Annotated in this window: 14 protein-coding genes; 11 read left to right on the forward strand and 3 right to left on the reverse strand. The window is 32.5% G+C overall.

All coding sequences use genetic code 11. The annotated features are described in order from the left end of the window. Positions 1-285: 285 nt before the first annotated feature. Together pbpC and FRY74_RS08855 are read right to left on the reverse strand one after the other, a co-directional pair. The gene (gene pbpC / locus FRY74_RS08850) at positions 286-2,661 is read right to left on the reverse strand and encodes a penicillin-binding protein 1C (protein WP_147100640.1); all 2,376 of its coding nucleotides are present in this window, start codon (positions 2,659-2,661) and stop codon (positions 286-288) included. Beyond that, positions 2,654-8,227, reverse strand: coding sequence for an alpha-2-macroglobulin family protein (locus tag FRY74_RS08855; protein WP_147100642.1), 5,574 nt, complete (start codon positions 8,225-8,227; stop codon positions 2,654-2,656). Before FRY74_RS08855 ends, pbpC begins: the two co-directional genes overlap by 8 nt. A gap of 162 nt (positions 8,228-8,389) precedes the next feature. Here FRY74_RS08855 and FRY74_RS08860 point away from each other — a divergent pair, with 162 nt between their 5' ends. The 3 genes from FRY74_RS08860 to FRY74_RS08870 all read left to right on the forward strand — a co-directional run bounded on the left by FRY74_RS08860 (position 8,390) and on the right by FRY74_RS08870 (position 12,898). After that, positions 8,390-8,797 (forward strand): hypothetical protein, encoded by a 408-nt coding sequence (locus tag FRY74_RS08860; protein ID WP_147100644.1) that lies wholly within the window; start codon positions 8,390-8,392, stop codon positions 8,795-8,797. Between the two features lie 12 nt (positions 8,798-8,809). Beyond that, positions 8,810-11,218, forward strand: coding sequence for a M14 family zinc carboxypeptidase (locus FRY74_RS08865; RefSeq protein WP_147100646.1), 2,409 nt, complete (start codon positions 8,810-8,812; stop codon positions 11,216-11,218). A gap of 66 nt (positions 11,219-11,284) precedes the next feature. Then, on the forward strand, positions 11,285-12,898 hold the full coding sequence (locus FRY74_RS08870) for a SulP family inorganic anion transporter (RefSeq protein ID WP_147100648.1): 1,614 nt from the start codon (positions 11,285-11,287) through the stop codon (positions 12,896-12,898). Here FRY74_RS08870 and FRY74_RS08875 read toward each other — a convergent pair. Beyond that, complete coding sequence (locus FRY74_RS08875) at positions 12,895-14,241, reverse strand: dihydroorotase (protein ID WP_147100650.1); 1,347 nt, start codon at positions 14,239-14,241, stop codon at positions 12,895-12,897. The genes FRY74_RS08870 and FRY74_RS08875 overlap by 4 nt on opposite strands. Positions 14,242-14,477: 236 nt before the next feature. On the opposite strand from FRY74_RS08875, the gene FRY74_RS08880 reads away from it, so the two are divergent. From FRY74_RS08880 to FRY74_RS08915, 8 genes are all read left to right on the forward strand, one after another. Then, positions 14,478-15,608, forward strand: a complete 1,131-nt coding sequence (locus FRY74_RS08880; RefSeq protein WP_147100652.1) for a WD40 repeat domain-containing protein — start codon at positions 14,478-14,480, stop codon at positions 15,606-15,608. Further along, positions 15,590-15,958, forward strand: a complete 369-nt coding sequence (locus FRY74_RS08885) for a hypothetical protein (RefSeq protein WP_147100653.1) — start codon at positions 15,590-15,592, stop codon at positions 15,956-15,958. The genes FRY74_RS08880 and FRY74_RS08885 overlap by 19 nt, the downstream gene beginning before the upstream one ends. A 21-nt stretch (positions 15,959-15,979) precedes the next feature. After that, the gene (locus FRY74_RS08890; RefSeq protein WP_147100655.1) at positions 15,980-17,671 is read left to right on the forward strand and encodes an outer membrane protein assembly factor BamB family protein; all 1,692 of its coding nucleotides are present in this window, start codon (positions 15,980-15,982) and stop codon (positions 17,669-17,671) included. Positions 17,672-17,847: 176 nt separating this feature from the next. After that, positions 17,848-19,122, forward strand: coding sequence for a phosphoribosylamine--glycine ligase (gene purD / locus FRY74_RS08895; protein ID WP_147100657.1), 1,275 nt, complete (start codon positions 17,848-17,850; stop codon positions 19,120-19,122). Positions 19,123-19,188: 66 nt separating this feature from the next. Next, positions 19,189-20,433 (forward strand): OmpA family protein, encoded by a 1,245-nt coding sequence (locus tag FRY74_RS08900; RefSeq protein ID WP_147100659.1) that lies wholly within the window; start codon positions 19,189-19,191, stop codon positions 20,431-20,433. 75 nt (positions 20,434-20,508) lie between these two features. Further along, entirely contained in the window at positions 20,509-22,041 is a 1,533-nt protein-coding gene (locus FRY74_RS08905; protein ID WP_147100661.1) for a carbon-nitrogen hydrolase family protein, read from the forward strand. 7 nt (positions 22,042-22,048) lie between these two features. After that, positions 22,049-22,252, forward strand: coding sequence for a YgaP family membrane protein (locus tag FRY74_RS08910; protein ID WP_147100663.1), 204 nt, complete (start codon positions 22,049-22,051; stop codon positions 22,250-22,252). Then, positions 22,253-22,975 (forward strand): sulfite exporter TauE/SafE family protein, encoded by a 723-nt coding sequence (locus FRY74_RS08915; RefSeq protein ID WP_147100665.1) that lies wholly within the window; start codon positions 22,253-22,255, stop codon positions 22,973-22,975. Positions 22,976-23,052 lie beyond the last annotated feature (77 nt).

Below are 23,052 nucleotides of genomic sequence, written 5' to 3' on the forward strand. Positions count from 1 at the left end.
GTTGAAACCAAAGATAGAATAATCAGCCAACATAATGGATTCTGTCGCATCTAAGATAGCAAAAAAGAAAGGTTCTGTCGCATTAATACGGTCTAAAATAAAAGTCACGATTTCGTTACAGGGTTTTAAGTGTTTCCTATTGGTATTTCGGTCTAACTCATTCCCTATTACAATAAAAAATTCGTGTTTAACTGCGGCTAAGTGTTGTTAGGGGTTACTATGGTATGCTCCAGGTGGGCCCACAAAGAAAAAGCCTTACTTTTAAGTAAGGCTTTTCTTATTCTATTACCGCTCTATCACTTCAAAATTTCGAATTAATTCATTACCAAAATTGTCAATTAACGTTAATTTATGATTGCCAACAGAAGTAATGAATTCAAGCTTATGTTCATTTCCAGTTTCTCCAATAAAGCTTTCATCAATATGCCAATATATTGTTGCCGAAGTATTTGAATGAGCCACCTCAAAAACTACTTTTTCTTGTTTTCCATCCAATTGTTTTGGAATAAAAATGCTCGATAATTTTTCTGGGTAAACAATATCCATTATCGTTTTATTCTGTTCAAAACAATTTGACAATAAAGCTGGTAGCGATTTATAATTAGGATCTTTTTGTTTGTAATACATTGCTTGTATAGGTGGTAAAATAAACCACTTTTTACTAACCATTTCTGATACAGAATAACAATTATCATTTACACGGTAGGTTGCTGTTTTATCTAGGAACACTTGTTTGTGAAATGGACAGGGTGCTGTTTTTAATCCTGCCAATGGCACCCAAAGTGTATCTGTAATCTCACAATTTTTTGTTGATTTATAACCAGATTTTCTACACACCGATTGTTGCGTTAGGTTATTTAATGGTGATTTAAACCAAGTTGTTTCCGGTAGTTTTTTAAAGACATCAAATAAAATTGGGCCAGCAACCATTACTCCAGTTAACCCTGGTCTTCCTTCTCCATCAGCATTACCCACCCAAACACTAACAGTATATTCTGGTGTAACACCAACAGCCCAAGCGTCTCTATGCCCAAAACTTGTTCCTGTTTTCCATGCAATTTTTCGTGCAGATGAGAAATTATCCCACCCTTTTTCTTCTCTTGGTCGATTTACTCCCGACAACACTTCAAAGGTTTGCCAAATACTAGAAACATCGTATTGACTAGTTTTTTCCAATTTTTTGGGTGTTATTTCAGTAGAATCCGAAGCAATAAAATACGGCATTCTGTAATCAAAACTATTGTATTGTTCATCAAACATTTCAAAATGATTTAATGTTCTTGCCCAACTAGAATAAATACCACTCAACTCCCATAAACTTGTTTCAGCTCCACCCAAGATTAAAGACAACCCATAATGATTTGCTGGTTTTTTAATTGTTGTAAAACCTAACTTTTGCAACTTATTGTAAAATTTTTGAAGTCCATATTTTTGCAATAATTTAACCGCTGGAATATTTAACGACCGTGTTAAGGCATTGCTTGCAGGAACTGCTCCATCATAACTTTTATCAAAATTTTGAGGTGCATAGCCAGAAATTCGAGTTGGGATATCTGGAACTAAAGTGGTTGGCAATAATTCTCCTTCATCAAATAATGAAGCATATAGAAAAGGTTTTAAAATACTTCCTGAACTTCTTCTAGCCATAACAATATCAACATCATTTCCTGATTCTTCATGCGTACAATCTGAATTTCCTAAATAACCTAAAACTTTTCCAGAATTAACTTCTGTTACAACAATAGCAATATTGTGTACTTCATTTTGACTTAAAAATTTATGATAATTAGAGGCTACTCGATTTAGCATATTTTGAACTTTTAAATCAATGGTAGTTCTTATTACTTCACCTTGTTTACCTTCTTTTATTAATCGCGTTAATAAGTGTGGAGCTATTCTCGGTAAAGGTTGTGGCTTTTGAGGTAGCTCTTCTAATTTAGCTAACTCACAAGTCTCGGCATCAATCACATTATTAGCTTGTAATTTATCAAGTAATCTATTTCTTTTTGCTAATAGTAATTCATGGTTTTTACCAGGGTAGATTAATGATGGGGCGTTAGGTAACACTGCTAAAGTTGCTGATTCTCCCCATGAAAGTTTATTAGCTGAACGACCATAATATCGCCAAGCAGCAGCTTCAAGACCAACTACATTTCCACCAAAAGGTGCATTTGAAACATAGTAGGCTAGAATTTCATTTTTACTATAGCTCAACTCTAATCGTATTGCTAAAATCAATTCTATAAATTTTTCAGCAAATGTTCTCGAGTTATTTCTAGCTAATCTGATAACTTGCATTGTTATTGTACTCCCTCCACTAACAATTTTACCAGCTTTTATATTTTGCTTAGTTGCTCTAAAAATAGAAAGAGGGTTTACTCCTAAATGATTTTCAAAATATTCATCTTCAAAATGTAAGATACATTCTTTAAACTTTTGAGGCACTTTTGATTGATGAGGAAAACGCCACTGTCCATCAGATGCAATGCTTGCAGCTAATAAATTTCCTTCATTATCTTCTACAACTGTGCTTGTAGGTTCATTAAATAATTTTGTGGGTAATGCAAAAAATAGAAACCAAACTATAAATATCCCTAAAGCAGTAAAACTAATTTTCTGCTTTAGGGAGGTATTTTTTAAAAAAGATTTTAGCTTACTCACCACCTTTTACAACTTCTATCCATTTACCACCTTTTCGGGAGTTAATTTCATTGTCGTACATGGCTTCACAATAAACGGTTGGCAAATAGAATTTACCTAAATAAGAAGCGTTTAATAATATTCTAAATCGTTTTGTTTTGTATTTATTCAAATCGAAATAAGAATAAACCCTATCGTCTCTTATGTCCATATATTCTGGTTTATCGGCAACTTTTGTAGTTTCTACCAAATCCATTCTTGTATTTCTAATTTCCCACCCAGATGGGAATATTTGATTTAACGCCAACTCTTCATAATTGGTTCTTAACCCTGGGTGCGTAATGGTTACCTCAGCAATAAAATCTGTTCCTTGTGCTAATCGGTCAACACTAATCTCTCTTTCATCCATTGATAAATAACGAATGTCCATTTTTAAATTATTTTCCGAAGAAGTATTATCTCCCTCTAATGGAATTCCTTCAAGATGAACTTTAATAAATAAGGTCTGACCGGTTTTATTCATTACTTGAATATTCCCAGATTCGGTTGTTTTTATCGAAATTGCTGTTTGAGAAATACTAGCTTTAGTGCTCACACTTTTTAGTTTTTTACCATTTTGATAAACATCATAACTTAAATCTGACGGCTCTCCTGTAACACCAATAAATTTAGCAATAGCCATTAATGAATAAGCTGTAGTTTGTGTGCTGTACCAACTTTCAGAGCTTAACCCTTTTGAAATATCTTTAAGCACTCCTTGAGCTTTTGATTTTTCTTTCATCAATACTAAAGTTTCTAAAATCATTGCTTGGTCTCGCTCATTACTTCCATAAGAATAACTCAACTCTTTATAAGCTTCTACTTCAGTAGAAATATTTTGAACAATATTTTTAGCCACATTACTTTTTCCTGCCAATTCATAAGCAGCAGCCAATCTCCATTTTGCTGTAGGAGATAAATTTTTCACTTCTTTCATTCGGTTCATAGCACCCAAAGCAGGTTTGCCAGCTAAAGCAAGTGTATATAAACGATAGGCTTGAATTAACTGGTCGCTTCTATAGCTATAATAGCGATTTAAATTATTTGTTTTTGGCGACCATGCATTAGCAGCTCTTTTTTGGAATTTAATCCATTTGCTCAAAAAGCCACTTGGCAAACTATACCCTTTTTTCTGTGCCTCCAACATAAAGTGTCCAGCATAATTTGTTCCCCATTCATTGGCATCTTCATTTCCTAGCCAATAAGACATTCCTCCCTCAGTTAACTGAAACTTTTTTAATCGATTTATTCCTTCTCTTATGTTACTTTCAATTTCAGCTTTTCTATTATTATCTAATTCTATTAAGTTTTCTAAAAATAATTGAGGAAAAACTGATGATGTCGTTTGCTCAATACAGCCATGCGGATATTGAATTAAATACTTCAATCTTTTTTGTAAGTTAATTGACGGAATTTTAGAAACTTCAACAACTCCTTTGTTCGTTCCTTTCATTCCAACAGGTTGGTAATCCGTATTCCATTTTTGATTAGGCTCAACCGTTGCGCTAATTACTTCTGTAATTTCAGGGTTAGCTGGCTTAATATTTAATTCAAAATCATAAGTAGCAATTTCATTTCCGCTCTTAGCTATTACTTTTACTTTACCAATACCTATTGCTTCTGCAACATCTAAATCAAACTCTACTACTTCATCTCCTTCTCTTGTAAAGGTTATGTTTTGAGTAGCGCTTCCGTTCACCTTTAATAATTTATTGGTTTGAATTTGTACCGCTACATTTTTCACTTTTTTGTCCATCGCAAAAACAGTAACTGGTAGTTTTACTTTTTCATTCGGACTTAATGTTCTTGGTAAAGTTGCCAATACCATTAATGGTTTTTTAACTGGTGTTGCTTTTTCTGATGAGCCATAAGCGCCATCATTTCCTGCAACTACCATTGTTCTCACCGAACCAACATAATTAGGAATTTGAAACTTATGCGTTTTACTACTTCCTTTTTCGATAGTAAATGGTCCTTTAAATAAAACTACTGGTTTAAATCGATTCGCTTTAGGGCCGCTATTCGGATTTACATTATCATCTCCACCCAAGGCTAACAAACCAGCCATTTCACCAGAAAAAGCGTTCATAACATATTTGTATAAATCCCATGTTTTAATTCCTAAAGCTTCTCTAGCATAAAATGTTTCCCATGGATTTGGTGTTTTAAAACGTGTTAAATCCAATAACCCTTCATCAACAATAGCAATGGTATAAGTCATTTTTTTACCATCCTTTTCGCTTACTTTTATTTGCACTTCAGATTCTGGGGCTAATTCTTCAGGCATCTTAATTACTGGTTCAAGGTGCGTTTCTGTATGCTCCACAAAAATTGGCTGAACGCCATACAATCGAATTGGTAAATCATTAGCAACTTGATTGTGTGGCTGAATTAAACTCACATTTACATAAACGTTTGGTGTCATTTCTGCTGTTGCTTCAAAAGTGAATGTGTTTTTATTTTCAGCTATTTCAACCCATTTTCGTTCAATTACTTTAGAGCCTGATTCTATACTTACCAATGCTCTACCTTTAGCCGTTGGCGGTAAATCAACTTTCACTTCTTCTCCAACATTATAGGTTTTCTTATCGCACGAAAAAGTCAACATCTCTGCTCCTCCAGGATTATCTCCTGAATTATTATCCCACCAACCTTTATAGGTTAAATAAAATGTTTGTCCTGTGCTATGACCTGTTTCTGGGTCTGTAATTTTTATGAATTTTCTTCCCCAATATTCTTTATCAAATTTCAATTCGTAAATGGCTTTTCCATTAACTGTATTGATGTATTCTTCTTTAATCAAATTTTTAGAACGGTTAGCAACATATCTACTCAAATCATCACGGTCAGATCGTTCCCACCACCATCTCCAATACACATCAAAAATTTCAACTTTTAATCGTTTTCTGTCAACCGATTTACCATTTTCATCAACGGTAACAATTGGAATTAAGTTCGGCTCATTTGAATATAAAGCACCATTCCATCCTTTTCCTTCTGGCACTTTAACACCCACATAACCTCTATAAGTTGAATAAGGAACCGTAAAACGATCAATACTAAAATTACCTCCATTTTCAAATGCTCTAATTTTAAAATTGGCATTTAACATTCCAGGAGCAACCGATTTACCGACATTAATTTTTGGATAAACAGATGCTTTACCTTCACTGTTTAATTTGCCATCAAAAATTATTTTTTCTTCTGAGTTAAAGTCTTTTGAAGGGTCATCAAATGAATAATCGGGATAATCTTTAAACTTTGTTGTTGAACTTGTTAAAATAAGTTCAACATCTGTTTTAATGTTTCCTGCTATTGCTCCATGTAACCATTTTACTTCCAAATCGCCAACCATGGATTGGTCGTCTTTTATAATTTCTCCATCAAAATCCATTTTAATTTTTAAACGATTTGGTTTAATCGATTCAATTTTAATGGTTTTAGTAAATGATGACCCACCAACTTTTACTTTTGCCAACCAATTTCCTGTTGGAGAGTCATCGTCAGTTTTGGTTCTAAAATCGTAAAACCCGTTTTCGCCTACTGTTTTTACTTTTCGTGAAAACAATTGGTTATCTGGTGTGTATAGCTCCATTACAACTGGGTGATTAATTGGCAACACTCTATTTTTATCTTCTAAAATAAACGATACAAACAATGAATCGCCGGGACGCCAAACACCTCTTTCGCCATAAATAAACCCTTTTAAGCCTTTTTTGGTTTGCACTCCACCAACATCGAACATACTTAACGAAAGTGACGAACCATCATCTAACCTTAAATAACCCGTTTGGTTGCCTTGTTTAGCTACCAATAAAAATGGCTTTTTATCCAATTCAATGTCAATCAATCCATCTGAACCAGTTGTTGCCGATTTCATTAATTGATTTTGGTAATTATAAATCTCAACATTAACACCAGAAAGTGGCTCGGTAGATTTGATATCAGTAATTGCAACAGTTAATGCATTTCCATTTCCTCCTTTTGCGATAATTCCTAAATCGGAAACAAAAAAGTTTTTGGCAACCGTGGTATTGTTTCTTAAATAATAAGATTTGTTACACGGATTTTCTCTTTCTTGCCAATCGTAATCATCATAATAGTCGTAGTAATAATCATCGTAATAGTAATCAGATGGTTTGTCGTAAGCTTCCTCTTCTCTGTCTTCTTCCTCAACCTCTATATCTTCTTCGGCATCTCCACAAGGATATAACGAATGTTTTTTATCGAAAGAAAGTGCAACACGATAAATTGCACCTGGCTCTGCATTTATCAAGGTAGATAAATCTAACGAAAAGGTGTTCCAGCTACCATAGTCAATCGATTTTGAAGAAGTTAATTTTACCTCGCTTTTATGTACAATTCTACCCACTCTTTTCATCTCTCTTGTGCCATCAAACTGATTGACTTGAAAGAATTGAGCAACATTTTTTTCAAATATCTTTATCACTTTAACATTTACTGCACTTAAATTAACTGTCTTAAAAGGGAATATTAAACCATCCGAATTTGGCAAAATAACACCCTCGCCAATCAATTCTACTTTAGGTTTTAAATTGGTAAAGGTTATTTCTCTTTTAAACCCTTCCATTAACGCATAATTAATTGTATTCTTGATTGCTTTATCAACAGTAAGTGTGGTTGTTCCATCTAATCTTTTTGATGGGTAAGCGGTAATCGAATTTTCATCAACTGCCAAACGTAAATCTTCTCCTGTTTTCAAATAAATTAATCCATCTAAATCTTGCTTAGGGTCAACTGGGTCAGAAAAATAAATAATAACTGACTGCTCTGGTTGTTGTTCAATTTTAATGTCAATTACCTTAAACTCATCTAAAGCTGGAATCTCAATTTGTTTCGTTCCTTGTTCTTCCGAATCAATAATTTTTCCATCCCAATTTATTATAACCTCTCCTCTTGATTTTGTTCTTGCAACACTATCAACCGTAAAATAATGCACTTTGTTTCCTTGCGAATGGTCCCAAGAAGTTTTTAAATTTTTACCCTTTTGAGTCGCAGAAATTACCTCTTCTAATGCTTCTAAATTTGCATAATCGGCAGTGGTTAATTGGAAGGTTAATTCTTGCCACTCGAGCGAACTATTATCATAAGCTCTTACACCTGAAAACTCAATTTTAACACCTTGTTTAATAGTTTCAAAATCAAAATAAAAGGTTTTTAAATTGCTAGGAACATCTACAATTTCTGATAAATCAAACTCTGCCTTGTAATGCGTTCCTGATGGTAACCGTTCTTCTGGTCTAAACTCAATTGTATTTTCATCTACCCAAAAAGCTTCACCATCTATAGTTGGACTAAAATCAAATAAATCATCATCAATTGGTTCGTCATATTGCACATTTTGAGCCGGTTCTGCCAAATTAATTTTGATGGTCGCTTCGTTAGAAACCATCCCTGAAGTAAATCCCGATATAAAGCCTACAAAAGCAGGGTTAATTTCTTCGGTTCTTTCATTGCCACAACCACTAATAAAAATTAATAATGTAGTTAAAAAAATGGCCGTTGTTCTTTTATATATTTTGTGCATTTGCTCTATTTAAATTGAATGAATAAAAATACATTAATTCCTTTTGACATTGATAATATAGTTTTCAAGTATTTCAAACACCGTTTACTTAGCAAAACAACCTTTAGTTAAACCATTATTATTTGTGCTTCCAATTTTGTAAATTTGGTTGATTAACTAAACATGAACTTTAACAAACTTCTTTTTATTTTATGTATTTCTCTTTTAGGGATATGCTCTTGTAATTCTCCTCAAAAAGTTGAGACAGTTGCTATTGATAATGACGATTGTAATTATAAAAAGATAAAATTCGACATCTATGAATTAGACAAAAGAGGTCAATTGGGTACGGAAAACAATAAAACAACGATAGATTTTGAGTTTTGCATTCCCAACAAAGTTGACTTTTTAATGGAAGTAAAAAATATCGATTCGAGCCTAAAATCTCAAAAAGGAAAAGGCAGAAGTAATTGTAGCGAAGAACATTTGCTAATTGTTGGAAACACTTACAACAAAGACTTTAAAAAAATACTATGTAAACTCTCTCAACTGGAATACGTTAAAGAAATTAACCAAGTCATGTGGGAGTAACACTTAAAAACTATGAAACAAACTTTCTCAATTTTACTTTGCTTATTAATTAGCACCTTTTCATTTTCACAAAAACAAACTGAGAAATACAGTAAAGCACGTATTTTTTATAACACTCCAGAAACTTACAAAGCGTTAAACAATAGTGGAATTCCTATGGATCACGGTGTTCATAAAAAAGGAGTTTTTATAGAAAGTGATTTTTCTGTATCAGAATTAAACACCGCCAAAAATCTTGGTGCAACTGTAGAAATTATAATTGATGATGTAAAGAAATATTACGTTGAGCGTAACAAAAATGCAAAAGGTTCAACCTTTAAAAATAATTCCTGTTCTGGAGGAAACAGTGGAACTTCTATAGCAAATCCAGTAAATTATAACCATGGTTCGATGGGTGGTTTTATGACTTATGCCGAAGTAATGGCTGAAATAGATGATATGGCAACTCTATACCCAAATTTAATTACAGCTAGAGCACCAATAGACACTTTTACAACGCATGATGGAAATAATTTGTTTTGGGTAAGAATGTCAGACAACGCCAATACCGATGAAAATGAACCTGAAATGTTATATGATGCTGTACACCACGCACGTGAAGCTATTTCTGTTCATCAATTGGTTTTTTACATGTGGTATTTATTAGAGAATTACGCTACTGACCCAGAAATACAGGCTATTTTAGATAATACTGAATTATACTTTGTTCCATTTATTAATCCTGATGGATTTCTTTACAATGAATCTACCGACCCAAATGGTGGTGGAATGTGGCGTAAGAATAGAAGAAACCATCTTGATGGAAATTTTGGGGTGGATAACAATAGAAACTATGACTATATAGATGGAGCAAACGGAAGTGTTTGGGGTACTACTGGTATTTCATTTGACACTGGAAACGACACGCATTGTGGTCCTAATGCGTTTTCTGAACCTGAAAACCAAGCGATGAAATGGTTTGTAAACCAGCATGAATTTAAAATTGCGTTAAACAATCATTCTTACAGCAACTTATTATTGTATCCTTTTGGTTTTGAAACTGGCAAATATTGCCCTGATGATGCAGATTTTGTAGCAATATCAGATGCTATGGTTGCTGAAAATAATTATGCAAACTCTGTTGGATGGGAACTTTACCCTACATCTGGTGGTTCTGACGACTGGATGTATGGAGACACAACTGAACATTCAAAAATCTATTCATTTACCCCAGAAATTGGTAGTGGCGCACAAGGATTTTGGCCAATTGAAGCAGACATTGATCAATTATGCCATGATATGATTCACTTAAATTTAACTGCAGCGCATCTACTAAATAATTATGCTGAAGCTGAAGACTTAAAATCACTAATGATAGCTAACCAAGTTGGGTTTTTAAATTATAGCTTAACTCGATTAGATTTTAATGGAACAGGAAATTTTACGGTTACCATTACGCCAGTTACATCTAATATTATAAGTGTAGGTAGCGCAAATGCTCACAATGGAATGAGCTTTAATCAAACAAATCTAGATTCAATTAGTTATACATTATCCTCATCAATTACTCCAGGAGAATTAGTAAGTTATATTATTACTGTGGATAATGGACTATTTACAATCGATTATCCTGTAACAAAAATTTACGGTGCACAACAAACAATTTTAGATGATAATGCTAATGATTTAACCAATTGGTCTGTTTCTCAAACATGGAACACAACAAACTCAACATATTATTCAGCTTCAAGTTCAATTACTGATTCTCCATCTGGAAACTACAGCAATAGTATTAATAAAACAATTACGCTTACCAACGAAATTGATTTAAATGGTGCTGTAACTGCTAATATGTCGTTTTATGCTAAATGGGCAATTGAAGCAGGTTGGGATTATGTTCAAGTTGAAGTTTCTACCGATAATGGTTCAAACTGGATTCCTCAATGTGGAAATTACACTAAAATCGGTAATTCAAATCAAGATAACAATCAACCATTATATGATGGGTTTCAATCAAGTTGGGTGCTTGAAGAAATTGATTTAAGCGATTATATCAATGAAAATATTTTAGTTCGTTTTCAAATTGTTTCTGATAACTTCCAAACTGAAGATGGTTTCTATTTTGATGATTTTAAAGTAAATGCTGTTTATGGAACAACTGGATTTAATTCGCTATATGAAAATTTAGCATTTCTAGGACAAAGCTCTCCTAACCCAACTAAAGATTTTGCTACTATTAAATATGTGTTGAATCAAAATACTAATTCAGCTGTATTAAATCTTACCAACGAATTGGGACAAGTTGTTTTAAAACAAGAATTATCTAGCAATTCAAAATCTGTTACTATTTCAACAAAAAATGTTGCTGCTGGCATCTATTATTATTTCATAGATAATAACGGAACCCGTTCAGAAACTAAAAAAATGGTTATTGTTAAGTAATTCTTGAATATTTAGTTAAATTCTAAAACGCTATCTTTGCCGCTTTTTTAACATAAAGAACGCGCAATGAGAAAGATATTTAACAACTTTACAGGTAATCCAAAAAATGATGTTCTATCAGGTTTAACTGTTGCTTTGGCTCTTGTTCCAGAAGCTGTTGCTTTCGCATTTGTTGCTGGTATTGACCCTCTTGTTGGTTTATACGGTGCTTTTATGATGGGTATTGTAACGGCACTATTTGGTGGGCGTCCAGGGATGATTTCAGGAGCTACAGGAGCAATGGCTGTCGTTATGGTGCACATGATACAGCAAGGAAATATTGTGGGAATGGAATTAGCTAATCCAATCGAAAATCTAGGGTTGCAATGGTTGTTTATTACCTTATTATTTGTTGGTGCTATTCAAATTTTAGCAGGTATTTTAAAACTCGGGAAATTTGTTCGTTTAATACCGCATCCTGTTATGATGGGATTTGTAAACGGTTTGGCAATTGTAATTTTCTTATCTCAAATCGGTCTTTTTAAAGAATCTGTTGATGGTGTTCAACAGTGGTTAACAGGTAAAAATTTGTTGATCATGCTAGTCCTAGTTGGCTTAACAATGGGAATAATGTTTGGATTACCAAAAATCACTAAAAAAGTACCAGCTGCATTAACAGCAATTATAGTCGTTGCTTGTATTACCATTTTTGGAAATATTGATGTAAGCACAGTAGGATCTTTTATTAAAGATGGGGGCGGCGAAGGTTTGCAAGGGGGCTTACCAACTTTTCAATCTCAAATTTTTGGCTTATTTGATACTTTAAAAGGACATTGGAGTTTAATTCTTTCAACAGCATTTTTATTAGCAGCTGTAGGTTTAATTGAGTCGTTAATGACATTAAACTTAGTTGATGATATTACAGAAAGTAGAGGGAGTGGAAATAGAGAATGTGTTGCTCAAGGAAGCGCAAATATTTTAAATGGCTTGTTTGGAGGAATGGGTGGGTGTGCCATGATTGGGCAGTCTATAATTAATGTAAATTCTGGTGGACGAGGAAGGCTTTCTGGAGTTGTAGCAGCTATAGCTCTTTTATGTTTTGTTTTATTTGGAGCGCCTTTAATTGAGCAAATTCCAATTGCTGCTTTAGTTGGTGTAATGTTTATGGTAGTTATAGGGACATTTGCTTGGAGTAGTTTTAGAATCATAAATAAAATACCTAAAGCAGATGCTATTGTTTTAATTGCGGTTTCTGCAATTACTGTATGGCAAGACTTAGCAATAGCTGTAATTGCTGGTGTTATTATGTCGGCTTTAGTGTTTTCTTGGAATAATGCAACTATGATTCGTGCACGAAAAAGAATTAAAGAGGATGGAACAAAAGTTTATGAAATTTGGGGACCATTATTCTTTGGTTCTGTACAAAATTTCAACTCAAAATTTGACCCAAAAACTGATCCTGAAAATGTAGAAATTGATTTTATAGAATCAAGAGTTAGCGATCACTCCGGAGTTGAAGCAGTTACTGTTTTAGCCGAAAAATATTTAGAATTAGGAAAAAATATAAAGCTAATCCACTTGAGTCCTGAATGTAAAGTGCTTTTATTAAAAGCTGATCCAAATTTAGAAAATGTAATAGAAGAATCAATTGATGATCCTAGATACCACATCGCTACAGATTTATTGGATTCTGAAGTTTAGTTGTTAAACAACATTCGCTTTCCTCTAAAATTTTCATCAAATGTTCCGTTGTTATAAACTAACGAACCATTAATATAGGTTTGTAAAACCTTACTTCTAAAAGTAGTCCCTTCAAAAGGAGACCAACCACATTTGTAAAATAAGTTTTCTTTTTTTACTTCCCAAGGAGAGTCTAAATCAACTACGACTAAATCAGCATAATAGCCTTTTCTAATGAATCCTCTGCTATCAATATTAAAACAATCAGCAACAGCATGACTCATCTTCTCAACCATTTTTTCTAATGTGATTTTTCCATTATGCACATGTTCTAGCATTGCTACTAAAGCATGTTGAACTAGAGGACCTCCAGATGGGGCATTAAAATACTTATTTTGTTTTTCTTCTATTGTATGTGGGGCATGGTCAGTAGCTATTACATCTATTTTATCATCAATTACAGCTTGTAAAATTTGGTCTCTATCATTTTCTGTTTTTACTGCCGGATTCCACTTAATAAGCGATCCTTTTTCAGCATAATCTTTATCGGAAAACCACATATGATGAATACATGCTTCGGCCGTTATTCTTTTTTCTTTTAAAGGAATCGTATTATCCAACAACCCAATTTCTTTGGCTGTTGACAAGTGAAACAAATGAAATCTTGTATTGTGTTTTTTTGCTAATTCTATTGCCATAGAGGAAGATAAATAACAAGCTTCTTCGCTTCTAATTTCAGGATGACATTCCATTGGAACATCTTCCCCATATTTTTCTTTATAAATAGCTGTATTATTTAATATTGTTGTTTCATCCTCGCAATGAGCAGCAATTAACAATTTACATTTAGCAAACAGCTCTTCTAATGTTTCTCTATTATCAACCAACATATTTCCAGTTGAAGACCCCATAAAAACCTTTACTCCACAAACTGTTTTTGGGTCCGTTTTTAAAACCTCTTCAATATTATCGTTAGAAACACCCATATAAAAAGAGTAATTTGCATAAGAGTCTTTTGCTCCAATGTCATATTTATCATTTAACAATTCTTGGGTTAATGCATTCGGAACTGTATTAGGCATTTCCATAAAAGAAGTAATACCTCCAGCCACAGCTGCTCTTGACTCTGTTTTTATTGTTGCCTTATGAGTAAGCCCTGGTTCTCTAAAATGAACTTGATCATCAATTACCCCTGGCAATAAATATTTACCATTTAGGTCAATTACATTATTATCGTTTTCTAATGAAGAAATATCATCAGTAGACTGATAAACGTTTGAAATTAACTCATTTTCAATTAAAACATGTCCTTTAAAGGATTTTCCTTCGTTAACAATTGTTGCATTTTTTAATAAAGTTCCCATACTTCAAAATTACAAAGCAATCTTTAAAGATAAATTCAATTAAAGTATTTTTTATAAAATAATACGGCAAATGCCGTATTGTCAAATTTATCTCACCCTTTTACTTTTACTTCGTCAATCATTAATAAACCGACAGACAAAAAAAGAAATTTTAATTATAGAGTTTCTCTTTCAATAGGTTGTCTTTTGGTTTGGTTGACCGATTTGAAAGAGGGCTCTGTATAACCAAACCAATAATGAAAAATTTACTTGTAATAAGTATTTTATTTTTTTGTCTTAGTAGTTACGCACAATCAAACGACAATTTTAAAGAATTTAAGCTTGGAGATGAAAAATCGTTAAGGTCAGGAATTGCAATTTCTCCAGATGGAAAAACTATTGCGATTGCTGGAATGCAAAGCTTTCCTTTATTTATTTATGATTGGGAAAATGATAAAATTATTAAAAAGTTTGATGTTGGTAATTGGTATGCCGGAGCCAAAGTTGATTATTCAGCAAAAGGGACATATTTATTGCTGCAGCAAACATTTTATAACGATTATAACCCGAATAAGGATAGAGAAGTTGATTTTGAAATAGTTAATTCAGAATCAGGAAAGATTGTCCAAAAAATTAATAAGGCTCATTCTGTAAAAATTTCAAATAGCGAAACATTTTATGTGGTTTTAAGTGGTGACAAAGTTGATTTTTATGAATTACCATCAGGCAATAAAATCAAAACGTTAATTGTAGAAAAAGCAACCAATTCAGTTGCAATTAGTCCCGACGAAAAATGGTTAGCAGTTTCTCACCGACCTACTTTAGAACAGGTAAAAAATGCTCCAACCATTAGAAACGATAAGAAAGCAAAAAAGGCTATAAAACCAGCGTTAAAATACCGTGAAATGATTAGCCTTTATAACGTTGAAACATTAACATTAGACAAAACAATTAATGAGTTATACGATATTATTTATCGTTTACAATTTTCTAAAGATGGTTCGGAATTACTTAGTTATAGTATTCCTCATTCTAAAATGCAACTTTCTACAGCTGGCCGTCAAGGATATATTTATTCAATTGAGATGCCAGCAGGCACTCCAAAAAGAACAGCTTATATGACTTTGTCTATTTATGAGCCAGATTTTCATGAAAACACTGATAAAAATGTATTTGGAGTAGTATCAACAGATAAGTTTCCTGAAATAATATTGTACAATTATAAAACAGGAAGAGCTCTTACTAAATTCAATTTAGTAACACGCTTAGGTCAAGCAATTAAATCAGGAATGATGACAGACTCAAGAGCAAGTTTTGCCTTTTTACCAAACAATAAAGTGTTAATAGTAAGTGGAACAAAAACAATATTATGGGATCCAGAATTATAATAGCATTAATAATGATGATGGCTTCATTTACAATGAAAGCTCAATTAAAAAAGCATTATACAGATGCTGAAGAAATAAAATCAGCAATCAAAATTGTTTTAGACAATGAAATGACTAGTGAAGATGGCGCTCTTTTAAAGTTTAAAGAAAAGAACCAAGCAACAGGCACTTATAATTTTGATGTTACTATCAATGATAAAGGGCAAGTAAAATCTGTCTTTGTAGTGGATAGAGAAGGCGGATCAGAAGAAGTTCAAAACTTATTAAAAGATGCCGTATTAAAATTAAAAATGGGGTTTAAAACACCCAAAAGCAAACGATATAAAATCAATTATAAATTTAAATTTTAAAACAAACCAAAACAATACATTATGAAAAAACTATTATTATTAGCCGGAGTTTTTATGACTCTTTCAACTTTCGCTCAAGATGATATGAGCATAGTATGGGAAAGCAAATTAGATCATAAAATTGAAAGCCACGGAGTAGGAACAGAACAAAGAGGATATAGCTATGCAGCATCTCAAAAAGAAGTAACTGTTTTTGATAACAAAACAGGTAAAGTGTTATGGATTAAACGTTTCAAGGATGTTGCTCCAAAACTTAGAAAAGTAGATGAAATTATACCATTATGGGAGTCTGACGCACTTTTATTATTTGATAAAAAAGCAGGTAAAGATCAGGTTGCATGTGTTGACATGAAAACAGGTAACTTATTATGGAATTCCGAAAGATTTCAACTGTCAGAAAGTTTTGCAAGTGCCTTTGTTGGAAGTCAAAACGAAACAACTGAGTTCGCTGATTTATTCATTGATATTCCAGAAGAAAATGGATTTATTGTAGCAATGAAAAAAGAAATGATTTTTGTTGATGCAAAAACAGGAAAAGAAAGATGGAGTACAGAAAAGTTTAAAGGAGTAGTAGGAGCTTACATTTATAAAGATGGGTTTATTTATGGAATTAACTTTGTTCCAGGAGGCTTAGGAGCATTGTTTACAGGGATGAAAAATCAGGTAGTAAAAATGGACATGAGTAATGGAGATGTTGTATGGGAACAAGCATATATAGGAAGAGCTGAAAGAAAAGTAATTACCAAAGAGTTTCTTTTTGACTTAGACTTAAAAGATGATATGTTAGTGCTAAGAATGAATGGTATTCAAACTTACGATATAAATACAGGTGCTAAATTGTGGGCTGCAGCTTTCGATTTTACTGCAGACAAAATGGTAGGGCAACCAGCTGGAACAAAAAAGTTTGGTGTATACGGAGCAGTTGCTGAACCTATTTTCCATGGTGATGATGTTTATGTTTTAGATATGTCTAGTAAAAAATCGCAATACCTAAAAAAGTATGATAAAAACACAGGTAAGTTATTATGGACATCTGCAGAAATTAAAGCAGCAAGAGCAATACCTTCAATGGGATTAGCTGGAGATAAAATAGTTTTACAAATAGGTGGTTTAGTAGAAGCGCAAGCATACATTAGAAAAAAAGTAAAACAAAGTGATGGAACTTACACTTGGGAAACAGAAACAAGAGTTTGGTATCCTGAAGTTAAACCTTTTGGATTGCAAGCATTTAATGTTGCTGATGGGTCTTTAGCTTGGGACTCAGAAAGATTTAAAAAAGGTATTTCTAATTCATTTACAGTTGAAGGAAATGTAATTATTAGTAGTGGTAAATCACTTTATTCAATTAAAGCAGCTGATGGAAATGTAAATTATGAAATAGCGTTAAAAGATGACGGAATAGGAACTGGTGAAGGATTGCAACTGTATAATGACAAAGCTGTTGTAATTGGTAAAAAAGGTATTGCTACTCATAACATTAGCGATGGTAAATTAGTAGCAAGCAATAAATACAAAACATCATTCTTAGAAGATTATGTTGGTGATTATTTAATTATGAAAACGAATAGTGCAGACATAGCTTGTTTTGATTTAAAAGATTGTAGCTTTAAACAGTTTAAGGCTAAAAAAGGAGCCTCAACAACATTAACAACAGAAGCAGAGTATGTTTATGTTCATGAAAATAAGGTTGTTACAAAACTTAAAGTGAAGTAATATTTTTTAGATAGTTAGTATTAATCCCCAACCAAAATGGTTGGGGATTTTTTATGTAAAAAAAGTAGTTATAAATCCTATTTTATAAATGTATAGATTAAACTTATTGATAAATAAACACTAATCCCCTTCTATACCAGTTGGGGATTTTTTATTTTTGCTAAAAATATAAATTGATGAACGTACTTATTTTAGGGTCAGGAGGAAGAGAGCATGCTTTTGCATGGAAAATTGCTCAAAGTAAAAAACTTAAAAACTTATTTATTGCTCCTGGAAATGCAGGAACAGCAGCAGTTGGAACTAATGTAAATGTTGGTCTAAACGACTTTGAGTCAATCAAAAAATTTGTGCTAGAGAGCAATGTTAATATGGTTGTTGTTGGCCCTGAAGATCCTTTAGTAAATGGAATTCACGATTACTTTTTAGCTGACGAGCAATTAAAAAATATACCTGTAATTGGCCCTAAAAAAGATGGTGCTGAACTAGAAGGGAGTAAAGAGTTTTCTAAAAAATTTATGCAAAAACATGGCGTGCCTACAGCTCGTTACCAAAGTTTTACTAAAACCAATTTAGAAGAAGGTTATGCTTTTTTAGAAACCTTATCGCCGCCTTATGTTTTAAAAGCAGATGGTTTAGCTGCTGGAAAGGGAGTGTTAATTTTAAACGATTTACAAGAAGCAAAAGTTGAATTAAAAAACATGGTTGCTGAAGCAAAGTTTGGTGCTGCATCAACTACTGTTGTAATTGAAGAATTTTTAAAAGGAATTGAGCTATCTGTATTTGTATTGACCGATGGAAACAGTTATAAAATTTTGCCTTCTGCAAAAGATTATAAACGAATTGGAGAAGGTGATACGGGGTTAAATACAGGTGGTATGGGAGCTATCTCACCGGTTCCATTTGCTACTCCAGACTTTTTAGCGAAAGTTGAAGAACAAGTTGTTAAACCAACTATTGCAGGATTAAAAGCAGATGGAATTGACTATAAAGGGTTTATTTTTATTGGATTAATGAACGATAATGGAAACCCATCAGTAGTAGAATATAATGTTAGAATGGGCGATCCAGAAACTGAAGTAGTAATACCAAGAATAAAATCAGATTTATTAGATTTATTTATTGGAGTAAGTAATCAAACTTTGCATGAAAAAACTTTTGAGGTAGATGAAAGAACTGCAACAACTGTAATGTTGGTTTCTGGTGGCTATCCAGAAGATTACGAAAAAGGAAAAGTGATGACAGGTTTTGATTGCATTGAAAATAGCATTGCTTTTCATGCGGGCACTAAACAAGATGGTAAGCATATAGTAACAAGCGGAGGAAGAGTTTTAGCTTTAACCTCTTTCGGAACCGATATAAAAGATGCACTTTCAAAATCTTTTGCTAACGCTAAAAAAATTGATTTTGATAAAAAATATTACCGAACAGATATAGGGTTCGATTTGGTTTAAACCTATAACCGTTTTATATAAAGCCTCAACTTTTTAATGTTGGGGCTTTTTTATTATTTTTAAAAAATGAGGCATTCTTTTTTTATAATCATTTTACTTTCTTTAATTCAATACTCTTTTGCTCAAGAGTCAGACCCTTATACAAAAAGAATAGAGTGCGATATTATTTTAAAAGCAACAGATATTGAGAATGCTATAAAAGTGGGAAAAGTGAATAAGCTCTTCCTTAAGTGTTCACCTAAAGGTTCTGGAAACCAGATAGAAGTTGCTTCTGGAAGATCAAAAGATAAATTTTACTTTGAAAAAGAACACAATGTTGTTTGGATAAAATTTACAATTCCTAAAACTGGAGATATGGTTTTTTCTATAAAACCTAAAAACCCAGAAAATGATTATGATTTTTTACTTTTTAAAAGTGAAGGAGAAAATAATATTCAAAAAATCAAATCAAAAAAACTTAAGCCTATTCGGAGTAATTTGTCTCGATTTAATATCGAAAAAAGAGGAATTACGGGCTTAAATTTTGATGCCAATCAAACACATGTAATTGCTGGAATACAATCTGAATTTAGCTCACCTGTTAAAGCAGTTAAAGATGAAGAATATTATTTAGTGTTAGATAATGTTTACGATGAAGGTCAGGGAGTAATTGTTGAATTTGGTTATTACGACACAAAAAAAATATCGGGTTATGTTACGAATGAATCGAGTGATAAAAAAATAGCTGCAGAAGTGAGTTGGGATGATGCTGAAACAGGGAAAACATTGGCAACAACAAAAGCTGATGCAAAAACTGGGTATTTTGAAATGGAAGTGCCCTTTGTTATAACCAATCCTGAAAAAATGTACATTTTAGCTATTGATGCTGAGGAATATTTTTTTGAAGAAAAAATGATAAGCGTAGAAAAACTAAAAGCACTAAGTCCTAAACCATTAAATTTTGCTTTGCCTGAACTTAAAAAAGGTAAAAGATTACAAGTAAACAATATTCATTTTGAAGGAGGACAACCTGTTTTTATTTCTTCGGCTTATCCGAGCTTAAAAAGATTAGTTAAGCTAATGAAAAAGAATAAAACATTAAAAATTTTGGTTGAAGGGCACACAAATGGATGTGATGCAAGAACAAACTCTCAGTTATTGTCAGAACGCAGAGCCTTAAGAGTTAAAAAATATTTATTTGATAATAAAATTGACGACATAAGAATAGAAGCGATTGGAAAAGGATGTTCAGAAATGCTATACCCTATAACTGGAACTCAAGAGCAACAACAACTGAACCGCCGTGTAGAAATTTTAGTATTGGAATATTAATTGACTATTTATACTTCGTATTTTTGACGAGTCGAAGCAGCTAATAAATAGCTTTTCAATCGATTAACATTTTACATGAAAAAAGAAAATATTGAAAGTATTGATTTAAGCTTTTTAAGTCTTGATGATTATCAAGAGTTAAAAGAAGCAATGATTGAGTCTTATGCAAGTATGCCTAACTCATACTGGAAAGAACATCAAATTAAAACGTTGATTGATAAGTTTCCTGATGGGCAAGTTGTTATTAAAGTAAACAACCAAATTGCAGGTTGTGCCTTATCTATTATTGTAGATTACGATAAATTTGAGGACCAACACACCTACAAAGAAATAACAGGAGATTTTACTTTTAATACACATAAAAAAAGTGGTGATGTTCTTTATGGAATTGATGTTTTTATAAAGCCCGAATTTAGAGGTTTACGTTTAGCTAGAAGACTTTATGATTACAGAAAGGAATTGTGTGAAAAGTTAAATTTAAAAGGAATAGCTTTTGGAGGTAGAATTCCAAATTATCATAAGTATGCAGCAGAAATGAGTCCTAAAGCATACATCGCAAAAGTAAAGCGTAAAGAAATACATGATCCTGTTTTTAACTTTCAAATTTCAAATGATTTCCACCCTGCTAGGGTGTTGAAAAATTATTTAGAAGGAGATTCAGATTCTAATGATTATGCAGTTTTATTAGAATGGGATAATCTTTCTTATGAGAAAAAAACAAAAAACGTAAGTACTACAAAAAAAGTAGTTAGACTTGGGTTAATTCAATGGCAAATGAGACCATATAATGACCTAGATGAATTAATGCACCAAGCAGAATATTTTATTGATGCGGTTTCAGGGTATCGATCTGATTTTGCTCTTTTCCCTGAATTTTTCAATGCTCCCTTGATGGCCGAGAATAATCACTTAAATGAGCCAGATGCTATTCGTGAACTAGCCAAACATACATCAACTATTGTTCAGAAATTTTCAGAAATGGCAATTTCTTACAACATCAATATTATTTCAGGGAGTATGCCCGAAATATTAAATAACCGATTATACAATGTTGGCTATTTATGTAGAAGAGACGGGACAATTGAGCGATATGAAAAACTACATGTAACACCAGATGAAGCAAAAGTTTGGGGTATGCAAGGAGGCAATAAAATTCAAGCTTTTGATACTGACTGTGGTAAAATTGGCGTGTTAATTTGTTACGATTCAGAATTTCCAGAATTAAGTCGATTGTTAGCGGACGAAGGGATGGACATTTTATTTGTTCCGTTTTTAACTGACACTCAAAATGGATATTCTAGAGTAAGAAACTGTTCACAAGCAAGAGCTATAGAAAATGAATGTTATGTAGCCATTGCAGGAAGTGTTGGTAACTTACCAAAAGTACACAACATGGACATACAATATGCTCAATCTATGGTGTTTACACCATGCGATTTTGCCTTTCCAGCAAATGGGATTAAAGCAGAAGCAACTCCTAATACCGAAATGATTTTGATTGCAGATGTAGATTTAGGCTTATTAAGGGAACTTAATCAGTTTGGAAGCGTAAGAAACCTAAAGGATAGAAGAAAAGATCTTTTTGAACTAAAATCACTTAAAAAATAAAATGACAATGAAAGAAAACATGGGAAAAGTTGATAAAATTATTAGAGTAATTATTGCTCTTGTTTTTTCAGCATTATATTTTACTGGAACAGTAACAGGTATTTTAGGATATATTTTATTAGCGTTAGGGGCAATTTTTATTTTAACAAGCATTATAAGCTTTTGTCCGCTTTATCTTCCTTTTGGGATAAGTACATGCTCTAAAAAGTAATTGGAAAACTTAACGCTATTTATTTTCTTAGCACTACTTGCCGAAATTCTTGGAACTGTCGGCGGATTTGGCTCATCTTTATTTTTTGTGCCTATAGCGAGTTATTTCTTAGATTTTTATTCTGTATTAGGAATTACAGCACTTTTTCATGTATCTAGTAACATTACCAAAATCGTTTTTTTTCGAAAAGGTTTCGATAAAAAGTTGGTATTATCAATTGGTATCCCAGCAATAGGGTTTGTAATAATTGGAGGCGTTTTAAGTAAATATATTCCTACCCAGTTATTAGAAATAGGATTAGCAATATTTTTAATTACTATTAGTTTAACCTTATTAATTTTTAAATCACTAAAAGTTAAACCTACAATAGCCAATTCTATAATTGGAGGTACGGCATCAGGTTTGTTTGCTGGATTACTTGGAACAGGAGGTGCAATTAGAGGAATTACTTTAGCAGCTTTTAGCCTTAAAACAGAAGTTTTTATTGCTACTTCTGCTGTTATCGACTTAGGTATAGATGCTAGCCGAAGTTTTGTATATTACTTTAACGGTTATATACACAAAGAAGATTTATATTTAATACCTATACTCTTAATTGTTAGTATAGTTGGAACATATATAGGTAAGCAAATTCTAGCTAAAATTTCTGACAAACAATTTAAATCAATTGTATTAGTATTAATACTTATAACAGGCTTAATTACACTTTATAAAATTATCTAATATAGATAGAACCAATTCTACTAAGAAAACCATCATAATCTGAGACATAAACTTTATTTTTTAGTAATTTTGATGCC

Source organism: Vicingus serpentipes (assembly GCF_007993035.1).
Classification (GTDB): Bacteria; Bacteroidota; Bacteroidia; order Flavobacteriales_E; family Vicingaceae; genus Vicingus; species Vicingus serpentipes.

Coding starts and splice junctions, on each gene's coding strand:
- FRY74_RS08860 (WP_147100644.1), top strand. CDS start 8,390: ATGAACTTTAACAAACTTCTTTTTATTTTATGTATTTCTCTTTTAGGG.
- FRY74_RS08900 (WP_147100659.1), top strand. CDS start 19,189: ATGAGGCATTCTTTTTTTATAATCATTTTACTTTCTTTAATTCAATAC.
- FRY74_RS08880 (WP_147100652.1), top strand. CDS start 14,478: ATGAAAAATTTACTTGTAATAAGTATTTTATTTTTTTGTCTTAGTAGT.
- FRY74_RS08910 (WP_147100663.1), top strand. CDS start 22,049: ATGAAAGAAAACATGGGAAAAGTTGATAAAATTATTAGAGTAATTATT.
- FRY74_RS08870 (WP_147100648.1), top strand. CDS start 11,285: ATGAGAAAGATATTTAACAACTTTACAGGTAATCCAAAAAATGATGTT.
- FRY74_RS08905 (WP_147100661.1), top strand. CDS start 20,509: ATGAAAAAAGAAAATATTGAAAGTATTGATTTAAGCTTTTTAAGTCTT.
- FRY74_RS08890 (WP_147100655.1), top strand. CDS start 15,980: ATGAAAAAACTATTATTATTAGCCGGAGTTTTTATGACTCTTTCAACT.
- FRY74_RS08855 (WP_147100642.1), bottom strand. CDS start 8,227: ATGCACAAAATATATAAAAGAACAACGGCCATTTTTTTAACTACATTA.
- FRY74_RS08875 (WP_147100650.1), bottom strand. CDS start 14,241: ATGGGAACTTTATTAAAAAATGCAACAATTGTTAACGAAGGAAAATCC.
- FRY74_RS08865 (WP_147100646.1), top strand. CDS start 8,810: ATGAAACAAACTTTCTCAATTTTACTTTGCTTATTAATTAGCACCTTT.
- purD (WP_147100657.1), top strand. CDS start 17,848: ATGAACGTACTTATTTTAGGGTCAGGAGGAAGAGAGCATGCTTTTGCA.
- FRY74_RS08885 (WP_147100653.1), top strand. CDS start 15,590: ATGGGATCCAGAATTATAATAGCATTAATAATGATGATGGCTTCATTT.